Source organism: Halobacillus sp. K22, from assembly GCF_052246795.1.
Lineage (GTDB): Bacteria > Bacillota > Bacilli > Bacillales > Halobacillaceae > Halobacillus.
This window is the reverse complement of sequence record NZ_JBQQCN010000002.1, coordinates 50,283-64,183: the sequence shown is the minus strand read 5'-3', so window position 1 is coordinate 64,183 and position 13,901 is coordinate 50,283. Positions and strand designations below refer to the sequence as shown.

General features: G+C 44.3%; 10 protein-coding genes. 6 read left to right on the top strand and 4 right to left on the bottom strand.

Annotated features, from left to right (window positions below; genetic code table 11):
• Positions 1-60: 60 nt before the first annotated feature.
• The 3 genes from ACTWPM_RS01905 to ACTWPM_RS01895 are packed head-to-tail and all read left to right on the top strand — an operon-like array spanning position 61 to position 3,252.
• Positions 61-1,029, top strand: coding sequence for a carbohydrate ABC transporter permease (locus ACTWPM_RS01905; protein WP_443131376.1), 969 nt, complete (start codon positions 61-63; stop codon positions 1,027-1,029).
• Complete coding sequence (locus ACTWPM_RS01900; RefSeq protein WP_443131375.1) at positions 1,016-1,855, top strand: carbohydrate ABC transporter permease; 840 nt, start codon at positions 1,016-1,018, stop codon at positions 1,853-1,855. The genes ACTWPM_RS01905 and ACTWPM_RS01900 overlap by 14 nt, the downstream gene beginning before the upstream one ends.
• A 53-nt stretch (positions 1,856-1,908) precedes the next feature.
• Positions 1,909-3,252, top strand: a complete 1,344-nt coding sequence (locus ACTWPM_RS01895) for a GH1 family beta-glucosidase (protein WP_443131374.1) — start codon at positions 1,909-1,911, stop codon at positions 3,250-3,252.
• Positions 3,253-4,157: 905 nt separating this feature from the next.
• Here ACTWPM_RS01895 and ACTWPM_RS01890 read toward each other — a convergent pair.
• Both ACTWPM_RS01890 and ACTWPM_RS01885 read right to left on the bottom strand, forming a co-directional pair.
• A complete protein-coding gene (locus tag ACTWPM_RS01890) occupies positions 4,158-5,189 on the bottom strand; it encodes a LacI family DNA-binding transcriptional regulator (RefSeq protein ID WP_443131373.1) in 1,032 nt (343 codons plus the stop codon).
• 175 nt (positions 5,190-5,364) lie between these two features.
• On the bottom strand, positions 5,365-8,364 hold the full coding sequence (locus ACTWPM_RS01885; RefSeq protein ID WP_443131372.1) for a carbohydrate binding domain-containing protein: 3,000 nt from the start codon (positions 8,362-8,364) through the stop codon (positions 5,365-5,367).
• Positions 8,365-8,738: 374 nt separating this feature from the next.
• Here ACTWPM_RS01885 and ACTWPM_RS01880 point away from each other — a divergent pair, with 374 nt between their 5' ends.
• Positions 8,739-9,218 carry a sigma-70 family RNA polymerase sigma factor gene (locus tag ACTWPM_RS01880; RefSeq protein ID WP_443131371.1) on the top strand — a complete coding sequence of 160 codons (480 nt, stop codon included), beginning with the start codon at positions 8,739-8,741 and terminating at the stop codon, positions 9,216-9,218.
• A 208-nt stretch (positions 9,219-9,426) separates the two neighbouring features.
• The gene (locus ACTWPM_RS01875) at positions 9,427-11,106 is read left to right on the top strand and encodes an NlpC/P60 family protein (RefSeq protein WP_443131370.1); all 1,680 of its coding nucleotides are present in this window, start codon (positions 9,427-9,429) and stop codon (positions 11,104-11,106) included.
• 51 nt (positions 11,107-11,157) lie between these two features.
• Here the strand turns inward: ACTWPM_RS01875 and ACTWPM_RS01870 are convergent, their stop codons facing one another.
• Together ACTWPM_RS01870 and ACTWPM_RS01865 are read right to left on the bottom strand one after the other, a co-directional pair.
• Positions 11,158-12,345 (bottom strand): aminotransferase, encoded by a 1,188-nt coding sequence (locus ACTWPM_RS01870; RefSeq protein WP_443131369.1) that lies wholly within the window; start codon positions 12,343-12,345, stop codon positions 11,158-11,160.
• On the bottom strand, positions 12,342-12,839 hold the full coding sequence (locus ACTWPM_RS01865; protein ID WP_443131602.1) for an Lrp/AsnC family transcriptional regulator: 498 nt from the start codon (positions 12,837-12,839) through the stop codon (positions 12,342-12,344). Before ACTWPM_RS01865 ends, ACTWPM_RS01870 begins: the two co-directional genes overlap by 4 nt.
• A 174-nt stretch (positions 12,840-13,013) precedes the next feature.
• On the opposite strand from ACTWPM_RS01865, the gene ACTWPM_RS01860 reads away from it, so the two are divergent.
• Entirely contained in the window at positions 13,014-13,850 is an 837-nt protein-coding gene (locus ACTWPM_RS01860) for an aldo/keto reductase (protein ID WP_443131368.1), read from the top strand.
• Positions 13,851-13,901 lie beyond the last annotated feature (51 nt).

Here is a 13,901-nt window from a genome sequence, read left to right as displayed (position 1 = left end):
GAAATCAAAGGGCTGGATGCTTCTTATGATCTGGCCCTTTATTAATAGGAGGTTGTCTGGGTGGAATTAACAAGGGCTAAGGCTAAAGACAAAGCCGAACCGAAAAAAAGAAAGCTATCTGAAAGCAAAAAAGATATGCTGTCCGGTTATTTATATGTCGCTCCTTTCTTCATCATTTTTGGCATCATCGGCTTGTATCCCGCTATATTCAGCATTTATCTTGCATTTCAAAAGTGGAGCGGGTTTGGCGAGATGGAATATGTCGGCATGCAGAACTTCACATTGGTACTTCAGGATCCATTGTTTTGGAAGTCTCTTTATAACACGCTTATTATCGGGGTTATGGGGACCGCTCCGCAATTACTAGTTGGAATTATACTCGCTTACTTTTTAAATTTAGCGGTCATAAGGTTTACAAACTTCTTCCGTGTGACCATCTTTATGCCTTACATTACCTCGATGGTTGCGGTCGCATTAGTGTTTGGTGTCTTTTTCAGTAACAATGAGTCAGCCCTTGCGAACTATGTGATTGGCTGGTTTGGTGTAGATCCTATCAACTGGAAAACATCAGAATGGGGAGCGAAGATCGCCATTTCTTTAATGGTGTTCTGGCGATGGGTCGGATATAACACGATTATTTATCTTGCTGGCCTTCAAAGTATTCCTAAGGATTTATATGAAGCGGCTAAGATCGACGGGGCGAACGGCGTACAGCAGTTCTTCCATATTACGATCCCGCTTTTAAAACCATTTATCGTGTTAACCGTCTTTATGTCTACGGTTGGTGCGTTGCAGTTATTCGCAGAACCTACCGTTTTCCTTGGTGGATCAGCGTTTAACCGTGATGAAGCGATGACGGTCGTTATGTATTTATACCGCGATGCCTTTAACCTTAACTCCTTCGGTACGGCATCAGCAACGGCAATCTTACTGCTGATCATTATTGTGGTCATAGCATCCATTAATACTTGGTTAACATCAGGGTCTAAACGACGTAAGAAAGTGAGGGCTAAAAATGTCAAAGGCTAATAAGAAAAAATTCTCTATGAAATCGGTTCCGATTTATGCCGTACTGATCTTAGCATCCCTCTTATCCTTATTCCCGTTTTACTGGATGTTTGTCATGGCGACAAGGCCAAGTGAGGCGTATAACTCGATTCCACCGGCTATGATTCCAGGTACCAAGCTGGTTGAAAACTTTCAAAATGTGCTGGATCAGATTCCTTTCTTCCAAGCGATGTGGAACACGTTTCTGCTCTGTACAATTACGACACTGTTGGTGTTGCTGATTAGTTCGCTTGCTGGATTTGCATTTGCCAAGTTTCATTTTCCAGGGAAAAACGTGTTATTTGTATCCATTTTGCTCACGATGGTCATTCCGCCTCAACTCGGGCTGATCCCTCAGTACTACCTGGTTTCTCAATTGGGTTGGCTGGATACGTTGTTTGGAGCAGGTATCGTCTATTTGCTGAACCCGCTTGGGATCTTCCTCATGCGGCAATATGTCAGTCAGTCGGTGCCGGATGAATTAATTGAAGCTGCGAAACTGGACGGTTGTTCGAACTTTAGGATTTACAGGAGCATTGTGCTGCCGATTATTAAACCGGCCTTTGCGACTCTTGGAATTATCGTCTTCACTCTTGTATGGGGCGAGTTCCTGTGGCAGTTCACCGTATTACGGAGTCCAGAATCCTATACGCTTCAGGTAGCTCTCGCTTCCTTAAATGAATCGTATAACATGGACTTTGGCATGGTGCTGTCTGGAGTATTCTGGGCTACGGTACCACTAATTATCATCTTCCTTATGTTTAATAAACTATTTATCTCAAGTATTACAGAAGGTTCTGTGAAGTAACGACATCGAACTAATTCACGGATAAACTATAAAGCTATTCGGAGGTACGGAACATGACAACAATCGAATTTCCTAAATCAATGAAATGGGGAGCGGCAACAGCCGCTTACCAAATAGAAGGAGCAGCCGATAAAGACGGCAGAGCTCCTTCCATCTGGGATACTTTTTCACATACACCAGGGAACGTGAAGAATGGAGACAATGGAGACGAGGCGTGTGACAGCTACCATCGCTACGAAGAAGATGTCCAGCTGTTAAAAAAGCTTGGCGTGGACGTGTATCGCTTTTCTATTTCCTGGCCCCGCGTTATCCCGCAAGGAAAGGGAGAGGTGAACCCGGAAGGTGTGGCTTATTATCAGCGTTTAATTGACTCACTCCTTGAGAATGGAATCGAACCCATGATTACGTTGTATCACTGGGATTTACCACAGACACTGCAAGATCAGGGCGGCTGGGAAAACCGCGATACGGTAGAAGCGTTCCAGGAGTATGCGAAGGCTATGTATGAAGCTTTTGGAGACCAGGTGAAAAATTGGATTACGATTAATGAACCGTGGTGTGCTTCATTCCTTTCCAATTACATAGGCGTCCATGCTCCAGGCAAGCAGGATCTTCAGGCAGCTGTTGACGTCTCGCACCACTTATTGCTTGCACACGGCAAAGCAGTAGAAGCCTTTCGTGAGATGATTCCTGACGGTGAAATCGGCTATGCACCGAACGCCGACTGGCTGGAGCCGTTCAGTTCAGCGGAGGAAGATCGTGAAGCCTGCCGACGCGATATGCAGTGGAAAATAGAATGGTTTATGGACCCTGTCTTCAAAGGAAGTTACCCTGACCTACTACAATCTATTTTTGCCGAGAATAATGCTTATCTTAAAGTAGAAGAGGGCGATATGGAAACGATCTCTCAGCCAATTGATTTCATGGGAATTAATTATTATTCTGGCAGTATTGCGCGATATAAAGAAGGCAGCGGATTATTTGATGTTGAACCGATATGGGTAGATTATGATAAAACCGATATTGGCTGGCCTGTATATTCTGAAGGTTTCTATAAACTATTAACCTATGTGCATCAGCAATATGGTGATGTTCCGATTTATATAACGGAAAATGGAGCCTGCTACAATCATGAAGTGGAGGATGGCATCGTCAACGATCAACCGCGGATTGACTATTTGAAAAAACACCTGACTGCCGTTCATCGTGCGATGAAATCAGGGGTTCCGATTAAAGGATACATCATCTGGTCACTCATGGATAACTTTGAGTGGGCGGAAGGATACAGCAAGCGCTTCGGAATCGTTCATGTTAACTACCGAACGTTTGAGAGAACGAAAAAAGAAAGTTATTACTGGTATCAGCAGACAGTTCATAATAACTGGTTCGAGATTTAAAGCTAAAAAGACTGCCGGGAGATTCTCCCGGCAGTCTTTTTGATTCCATCAATCTATTAACTTTTAATTCTATAATGAATGTCTATGGTAGTGAACGTATGGGTTCGTTTAAGAGAAGAACTCAGGCAAAGAGTGACTAAGGAAGAACTGAGGACTGCCGGTTGATCAATACGTGCTCATTTTTTAGGCACACTTATACATTGATATTGATTTTTCATAAGCAGCTTATTGAACTATCGGGCCGTATACTGTAAGACTCAGTTTCGAGATATTCTGGGTCCGTCGCCGAAAAGTAGATGAGGGCGGCTACGGAAACAACTCGCTTTCCTGCGGCCTTACATGACGTAGGGTCGATCGACGTTGCCACAGGACGTGGCGATCTTAGTCGATCCTCCTTTGACCATAAGCCTCCTCGTTCATTTCACTCCCTGTGGGGTCTGCCTAGCTCCTTCTCCGACGGGAGTCTCGTCGTTTCCTTCGCCACCCTATGATTGAAGATTGAACGGACCCTTCTATAGGCGAAAAGGAGAGTTTGATCCGCCTCAAATGCTTATATAACGGGAATTATCCACCTCACATGCTCATTGTTAGAAGTTCATCTCCACCATAGACCAGAGTTTTTCAAACATGATTTCGAGCTTTATATTTCGCAAGGTCCGGAGGGGGACGATGAATACTCCTGTGGGATGAACATGATCGGTAAGATCCCGCAGGGCTGTTAAGCCCGAGGAAGCTTACCACATGCCCACGGAAAGCGAAATCGTCCCCCGCAGGACCTAATATCTCTCAAAAGTCTCGAAACCAAGTCCTACAGTATCGGGAGCTTATCTATATATGTATTTTATTTCTCGCAGCATAAAAAAGCTGTTATCCTCCAGGGCATACCTTAGAGAATACAGCTTTTTTCAGGATGGAGAGCTTTCCGTCTGGACGAGAGCTTTACAGCTTTCACGAACGACCAGCTCAACCGGTACGACGATGCTGTCGTTCACTTTCTGCCGGCTGTTGATTTGGTGGAGTAATAATTCCGCAGCTTCTTTTCCTAGTACATCCGTATTCTGCCGGATAGTTGTTAATGGTGGATTCACGAACTGGGCGATATCAATGTCATCGAACCCGATGATCGAAAAGTCTTCAGGGACGCTGTAGCCAGAATCTTTGATGGCCTGCATAGCTCCTATAGCTAATTCATCACCCGCTGCATAGACAGCGGTAGGGAGTTTAGGAAGGGCCAGAAGTTTTTTCATAGCTTCATAGCCTCCTTCCCTCGAAAAGTAATTACCGTCCACAATGTATTCATCTTTTATATCGAGTCCTAAAGATTTTGTCGAGGTTAAAAATCCGTTTAGTCTTTCCTGCCCCGCAAACGTGGTAGCATGCCCAGCGATGTGAGCCATGGCACGGTGGCCGAGGGAATACAGGTAATTGACAGCTTTATAGCTTCCGTCGAAGTTATCCGATTTCACAACGGCTGATTCGCTGCTATGTAAATCAATTACTACCGTTGGAATGGTTGATTCCATAAGTTCCTTAACCTGTTTGTCGTTAAATAAAGAGCTGACAATGACGACACCGTCGACTCCACGGTATTTGAACTGCTCCAGGTAACTTTTCTGCTGGTTGTTGATCATGCGGGAAGCAAACAGCAGATCATAGCCGAGCATCTCTACATTTTTGCGGAAGCTTTCAATAACGGAACTGAAAAAGGGATGCTTCATTCCAATCCCTAAAGATTCGATGAAAATAACACCGATTGTCCAAGATTTTTTCGTCGTCAGGGTGCGGGCATGTGAATTAGGTAAATAACCCATCTCTTCCACGGCATCCAGAATGGTTTTTCTTGCTTTCTGACTGACATCTGCATAATTATTAAGTGCTTTAGATACGGTTGTAACTGAGTATCCGGTTTTTTTTGCAATATCGTATATGGTTACCATGGTTTTTTCCATCTCCTCCGGTATCGAAAGCGCTTTCGATTGTTGACATATATGTATTATAATATCGTCCAGGATTTATTGCAAGACTGAACGAACTGGTGTAAAAACAGGTGTCGCTTTCTTAAAGTTTGAAAAAAGGGAAGCTCTTTCATCAGCTTCCCTTTTCCTTCATAAGTTATTCGTACTCACTTGCATTTTTTACTTGTAAAACAACGTTGTCGATATGAACGTCATGAGCTTCAGCAAATTGTCCCATTAAAAACTTCAGGGAAGCCGTGTCGTCCGCGGTCATGTTCCATTCATACTCAAAGCGCTGAGTCTCCGTTTCCAGTGACACTTTTTCACTTAAATACCTCTGGTAGGATGCGTTCTCGAGCGTTACCTCGATGTCTCTGGCTACAGTGGAACGAGCGTCAAAAGAGAGCTGGTACGTGACTCCTTTCGAGAGCTTAAGTCCTGGCTGTTCAACGAGCACACTCCACATTTCATTACCCGAATTGGTGATTTGAGCTTGCAGATCTCCATCTCCAGCCGTCACTTCAGCAACGGCGTCAAAGTGAACATAAGGAGACCACTGTTGTAGTCCATTTGAAAAGTCCCCATTCTTTAAAGGATAAAGGTCCACGTTGCTGTAGTCGACGAAATTGGATGTTTGGAGCAGGACGACGTTGTCTAAATAGATGTTAGCTGACTTTCCGCCTACATTAAAGACAAGTTGTCCTTCGCGGTCAGTGATATCCTGCGGCATTTCGAAAGTAACTTCATGGGTATCCATGTCTTTCGAAAGCTGGACATTCTGCTCCGCATATTGAACATTTCCATCTTTACTCAGAAATGCCACTTCAATTGTTTGATTTTCCTCGGCTCGGGCTTCAAACGTAAGGTCGTACGTATTGCCCTTCAAAAATTGAAGTCCTGTTTGCGTCAGCTGGACGGCGTCAGGGGAAGCACCGCCATCGGAGACGTTTAGGTTCAGCTCACGAGTCTGTGCATCCACGCTTGCTTCCGCGTCTGCATCCTCTGAAGTATTCACATTCCAATAAATCATGCGGGACTGGTCTCCCTGGTCAAAGGTTCCATTATACACATGATTTCCATCTGGAAGCGGGGTCTTTTGATCACTTGTTTCTTCCGTTCCTGTAATATCTTCCATGCGGACATTTCCAATCCAGACAGGGGCTGTCCCATTTCCTCCCATATTGAATTCGAGTCGGGCGGCGAGATCCGTTTCCTGGTTCAGTGTAAAGGTGTACTCGTATGACTGGAGCTGATCCGACAGGGCGATCGATTGCTCGCCGGAGTAGTTGGCATAGCCTCTTTCCGCACCACCCGAAACTTTGGTCATCATATTTCGTGATGTGTTGGATTTAGCATCAAAACTGACTTTATACGTGTGGCCTTCAACGATCGCTGCATTCTGGATCAATTGAAGCGACCACAGGGCATTGCCAGGATTACTAATTTCGGTTTTAGCAAACGTCTCTCCATCGACATCAGAAGTCGAGATGGAACCAGCGCCTTCAAAGTTTGGGAGCTGAAGGAAGTTCCAATACAAAGGATCATAGGAATCGCTTCCTGAATTTACTATATTGATCTCTCTCGTGTATTGATTATCATAGATAAGGTTTCCTTCTTCGAGTGGCTGCTTAGCATCCTCAGGAAGCTCCTCTTCTTCAACTTCAGGTTTAACGGGTTCTTTATAATCGCGTCCGGTTAGTTCATAGACACGGACGTAATCCACTTCCATGATACCCGGGAAAGGCGTAGTTTCATCTGCATTTCCGCCGTACCATCCACCTACAGCGAGATTCATAATAAGATAGAATTCCTGGTCAAAAGGGGCAGGATAGGTATAGTTTGCAGCTTCGTCTTCTCCTTTACTAAACCAGTTATTCAGCGTCTGGTAGAGTTCTCCGTCTACATACCATCGGATTTCTCCCGGCTCCCATTCCACAGAGTACGTGTGGTAGTCCGTGTAATCGGTTCCTTCCGGAAAATGATATTCAGTGCCGCGGTACGTATTATTCGGATATTGCTCTCCGTAATGAATCGTTCCGCCAATATTGCTCGGGTCATTTCCGGCTGCTTCCATAATGTCAATTTCACCTGAGGCAGCCCACTCCCCGTAGACACTGTCTTCCGGCATCATCCAAAAAGCCGGCCAGAACCCTTGGCCTTCCGGAAGTTTCATTCTGGCTTCAAATTTACCGTACTTCTTGCTGAATAATCCCTTCGTTTTCAGCTTGGCGGAAGTATAATCGTAAGAACCAAATTGATCCGTAATTGGCTCTTCTTCTTTTTGAGCTTTAATTACTAGTTTTCCGTCTTCAATATACGAATTTTCCGGAGAGTCAGTATAATACTCCTGCTCATTGTTTCCCCAGCCTGGAGAGATTCCTTCTCCATTTTCATCGACAATCCAGTTGCCAATATCATAAGTCCATTTGGAGTCATCAATTTCGGCCGTCATAAATTCATCTGACCAAACGAGCGACCAGTCTGTTTCTTTCTGGCCAGGTTCATAGATTTTCACTTGATTCACATCAGAATCGATTAAACGAACGTGATTCTGGACTTCTTTATGCACGTAAATCGTTCCTTCTACGGTAATATCATCTAATTTCGTCCAGCCTTTTTGGGTTCCCTGTGTGATGTACAGATCCCCAGTGATGGTTGTATTTTTGAGGTTTACATCAGCTGAACTGATAACCGCGGTACCTTCAATCGTTTCATCCTGGTATGTACCTGGCGTCGTGTACGTTTGCTCGATTACCCTGTCAAAAATTTCTACAGCTTTCCACACTTTGAGCGGCTTCTGAGGTTTTATGCTCAGTTCATTTGAAGTTAACTTTTCCTCTTCCGGCATAAGATGCCTCATTATTTCGATGGCATCCTCCTGTTTGATAACTGAATTTCCTGAAGGCCCGTCTTTAAAGACAGCTTCCCAATAGTCAGCCTTCTTGTCCTCGTACCCAAACACATGGTTCACAAGGTTAGCGAACTCTACTTTCGATAAAGCAGCATTTTGATTTTTTAAGCTTTTCTCAAAGTCGGAAAAGATCTCCTGCTCACTCCACTCATTCGCGGCTCCTTTATTTGCCTTAGCTAACGCGGGAGACGCTGCTGCCCCCAAAACCATCACCAGCAAGATACAAATGAACAACCATTTTCTCAATATGAATTCCTCCTATAAGAGTTGTATATGATAAAGTGGGATGCTGACCCACCAACCATCGACAGGTAACAGAAACCGGTTTCGATTAAGAGTAAAAAAAATAAGCAGAACATATGTGGATACAGTTGCGAAAGCGCTTTCGTTTTTCCTTAAAAAAATAAGAGTTCTATTAGGTCTCTGTCATGTTAGTCCATATCTTACCACAATTTTCTGAATTGGCAAGAGATCACTTTAAAAGGAATACTGATATTTTTTAATAATTATAGTGTAAAAGGACTAAAATTTACAAAAATAGCCTATCATTTTTATCCATTATAGGTAATAATAAGGAGGCGCGTACTACATGATTGAATATTCAATAGAAAAGAGAAACGATGAACCAATTGCCCTGTCCATTTGAAGATTACCAAGCTCTCGTACGTGATGTGCTGAATAAATTAGGTATCCCGCTGCCCTATGAGGATTACATACAGGATGCCTATTTTGTCTATGAGCAGTGCCGCAAGCGCTATGACTCTTCACTCGCTAAATTTTCTACTTATTTTACTTCGCAGTTAAATTACCACTTTCGAACCATTCTTCGCAAAGAGCATCAGTACTTGAATCGAATTACGATTATGAGCCGGAAAGAGAAAGGGTTCTTTCCTGATCCAACTTCCGAATTTAATCAGTTCTATGATGTGTTTTACTGCAGTCAGCTGAGCAGCCTGGAGAGTGAGATTCTGCATTTAACGCTTCAAGGTTATACGGTGGACGAGATTTCGGCCGAGCGCTCAGTCAGTGTATCGACGGTGAAAAGGTATAGGAAGAAAATTAAACAGAAGGTTGTAAAAAATTTCATGAGGACAGAGTAGGCGTATAGATACGTAACAGCTGGTAATGAAGCAGGGAAGACTGTCTCGATAGAGGCAGTCTTTTTTCTAACAATAAGACTAGGTCTTTTTTACTTCCTTCCCTAATTTTTATAAAAATAACTTCAGCTTATTGAAGAGTTTTCATTTCGAGTCGATATAGCATTTAGAGACAAATATCGACGTTTCAATAAGCTTTAGGAGGAATGAAATGACCATGCTTAGCCGTACATATGTAAAAAGGGCCATTGCTTCAATTGCCCTGCCCATCGCTCTGCTTATCCCCCTGCACACAGTGGATGCAGGATCTAAACAGTTTACTGATGTTAATGAAGGAACGATTTATTACGAACCGATCCATGCACTGGCAGACAAAGGAATTGTTCAAGGATATGGAGATGGAGAATTTAAGTTTAAATCAGAAATTACGCGGGCGGAAGCGGCGCTTATGATTGCCAATCTATTAGACTTAGATACAGAGAATGCTCCTGCTGCTCCGTTTACGGATGTAAAGCAGGGAGAATGGTATTCAGGAGCAGTCAATGCTTTGTATCATGAAGGAATTATTGTAGGAAACGGTGATGGTTTATTTGGCACCAATGAAGATATTACCCGCGCCGAGTTATCAAAGATCATCGTAGAGGGATACAATCTCGAAATGCAGGAAGGGAATGCATTACCTTTTGAAGATGTGAATAACCAGGCCTGGTACACCGATTACCTCAGGGTGTTATATTCGCACGGGCTGATTTCTGGAACTTCTGCTACCACGTTTGAACCTAACGCAGCTATGATCCGGGGTGATTTTGCTTTACTCTCGTATAATACTGAATTTGGATATGGTGACCTGTTCCTGGAGCTTGAAGAAGCGGTGGCGATCAGCGCCTATCAAATTTCGGCGACTTTTAACAATGAAGAAACAGCGGTCCTTCATCTGGAGGAGCCTCTCGAAGAAGGGGAAAATACGAGAACATTCACGTACAAAGGAGAGACGTACAAAGAAAACTTTAATTATGAATTAATTTTTCCAGAAGACATCGCGGTTGAAAATGAATATGTAGCTGCTGCGCTGCCATACCTTGGCATTCCGTATTTATTCGGTGGAGAAACGACAGAAGGATTTGACTGTTCCGCTTTCACCAGACGTGTCTATGAAGAGGCAAAAGGTTTATTTCTTCCGAGGTCCACAGATCGGCAGTGGGAGGTAGGTCAGGATGTAGCTCTCGAAGATATTCAAGTAGGCGATGTCGTATTTTTCAGTGATACATACAGGGAAGGAATTTCGCATAACGGCGTTTATGTAGGAAATGGGAAAATTATTCACGCTTCGAGAACCTATGGTATCAGCATTGCTTCGCTTAGCTCTTCCTATTGGCAGAAGAAATTCACCGGAGTGAAAAGGTTCGAGAATTTACGAATTCCTGAAGAAGATCCGGTGGTATCAGAAGCAACGAAATACATAGGCGAATCTCCTTATCTAGCTGGCGGAACGACTCCGGAAGGCTTCGGAGCGGCTGAATTTGTTCAATATGTATTCAAGGAAGCGGAAGGAATTGAGCTTCCAGATGACGCTTATGCTCAGATGGAAATTGGGGAGGATGTCGCAAGAGAAGACTTGCAGCCCGGGGATATTGTTTACTTGGAAGCGAATTATATGAACCCAACGATATACGTAGGAAATGAGCAGATTGTTCATGTTACAGTCTCCAAGGGAGTCACGGTTACTAACTTAGTGACGAGCAGCTTCTGGGGGCCGAAATACGTAGGTGCGAAACGTGTGACTAAAGAAAATTACGATGATGTACCGGAGCCTGAGGAGCCGGAAGATCCAGAGAATCCTCGTGAGGATCCAAAAGATCCACCAGAAAACCCAGAGGACCCTGTAAACTAAAACAAAACCACCTCCCTGAGCTTCAGGAAGGTGGTTTTTATTATGGTCAATTTACGACTGCGTGACGGTTTCTGCGGTCCGGCTCTCCACAAACCGTTTCATTCGGTCCATCGCTTTATCAAGCTGCTTCAGCGATGTGGCATAAGAACACCGGATATAGCCTTCACCACTCTCCCCGAATACATCACCGGGCACGACGGCAACCTGCTCTTCATGAAGCAATTGCTCGGCAAACTGAGCAGATGTTAATCCGGTAGCTTTAATGGATGGGAAGGCATAAAACGCACCGCCCGGATTCGGACAGTCGAGCCCCATTTCATTTAAGCTCGTTACAATAAAGTTTCTTCGCTGCTTATAACTTTCGAACATATCCCGCACACTAGGCCCGCCGTTTTTCATTGCTTCAAGTGCCGCGTGCTGAGCCATGGTCGGTGCACACATCATCGTATATTGATGGATTTTTACCATAGCCGCGATCAGCTCGGGCGGTCCTGCTGCATAGCCGAGGCGCCAGCCAGTCATCGCGAATGCTTTAGAAAAACCGCTGATTAAAATCGTTCGATCCTTCATCCCGGCGAGAGAAGGGAAACTGGTATAGGAAGCATCGTAAGTAAGCTCTGCATAGATTTCATCTGACAGCGCCACTAAATCGTGCTTCTCAATCACTTCAGCGATCGGCTCCAACTCTTCTTTTGTTAAAAAGGTGCCGGTCGGATTGTTCGGATTGCACAACATAATTGCTTTCGTTCTCGGGGTGACTGCTTTCTCAATGGCTTCTGCTGTGAGTTTAAATTCATTATCAGCATCTGCCTGGATTGTGACTGGTTTTCCTCCAGCGAGACTGACAGTAGGAACATAAGCCACAAAGCTTGGTTCGACCACGATGACTTCATCTCCTGGTTCGACCACCGCCCTCAAAGCAAGATCAATGGCCTGACTTGCGCCTACCGTAACAACCAACTGGTCAGCCGGGTCATAGTTTACCTGAAAATTCCCAGCTAGATAATTACTGATTTCCTTCCGCAGTTCGATCATCCCTGCATTTTCCGTATAAGAGGTGTACCCTTGCTCCAGCGAGTGGAAGCTTTGCTCGATAAAATTCCACGGTGTGACGAAATCCGGTTCGCCGACTCCCAGTGAAATGACATCCTCCATCTGGGCGGCCACATCAAAAAAACGGCGGATCCCCGACGGTTTCAGATCCTCCACATGCTTCGATACGAACGATCTTTTACTCATGGAGATACCACGATTCTCTTATCATCTTCATCATCGTCATGCAAAATAAATCCGTCGTGTTTATATCTTTTCAGGACAAAATGAGTGGTGGTGGAAAGAACGGAATCGAGCGCTGACAGCTTCTCGGAGATGAACTGGCCAATATCCATCATGGTCTTTCCATTAACCGTTACAGATAAATCATATGCCCCGGACATTAAGTACACCGCTTTCACTTCAGGAAAACGATAAATACGCTCTGCCACTTTATCAAAACCGACCCCGCGTGCCGGTGTCACTTTCACATCAACCATAGCCGTAACTTCCTCGTGCTCCACGACCTTTGCCCAGTCAATGAGAGTAGAGTAGCCGAGAATCGCTTTTTTCTCTTCGAGGTCATCAATCACCTGCTGGATTTCCCGTTCACTCTTTCCCATCAGCTTGGCGATTTTTGCCACGCCTAGATTTGCATTCTTCTCAATAATCTTCAATACTTGGATTTCTGTTTCTTTCAATGGAGTCACCTACTTTCCTTCTATCCCATCATTTTAACAGTATTGAGTATAAACGAGAACCTCGTTTCAGAGATATTTTCATAATAGTTTTACAATGAGTAAGATTAGAGCGAATATTTGGAAAATTATTCATTAAAGTGATACGCTGAATTCATCTTTAGGAAGGAGTCGATTATGAGTATTCCAACTATTACACTTCATGATGGTTTGACCTTACCAGCCATAGGCTTTGGCACTTACGCATTGAACGGTAATGCTGGCGTTCAAGCCATTACAAGCGCAATTGATAACGGGTATCGACTGATTGATACCGCTTATAACTATGAAAATGAAGGAACCGTCGGAGAGGCCGTCCGCCGCAGTTCGATTTCAAGGGAAGAATTGATCATAACCTCGAAGCTTCCCGGTCGTTATCAGACCTATGATAAGGTCGTTACAGCGATCCAGGAATCCCTGTACCGTGCGGACCTGGATTACTATGATCTGTATCTGATTCACTGGCCCAACCCTAAACAGGATCATTACGTCGAGGCCTGGCAGGCTTTAATCGATGCAAAAAAATGGGGGCTCATCCGTTCCATCGGCGTATGTAACTTCCTCCCTGAGCATCTGGAGCGGCTGGAAAACGAGACGGGCGTAAAGCCGAGCATCAATCAAATTGAACTTCATCCTTTTTTCAATCAGGAAGAGCAGCGAATCTTCAATGATGAACATGAAATTAAAACGGAATCCTGGAGTCCGCTTGCGAAAGCTAACGAAATCGTTCAAAATGAAACGCTTCAGAAAATAGCGGATGAGCACAATAAAACGATCTCGCAAGTTGTCTTACGCTGGCATCATCAGCTTGGGGCGATTCCGATTCCGAAGTCAGCTTCTCCTAAGCGTCAACTTGAAAATCTATCTATATTCGATTTCTCACTAAGTGATGCTGAAATGGGGATGATTGCAGAATTAACTCGTCCGGACGGCCGATTGAATGATCAGGATCCGGCAGAATATGAAGAGTTTTAATAATGGGAGGGCGCATCCATCAGGGTGCGCTTTTTTGTTGCTAAAAAGAGG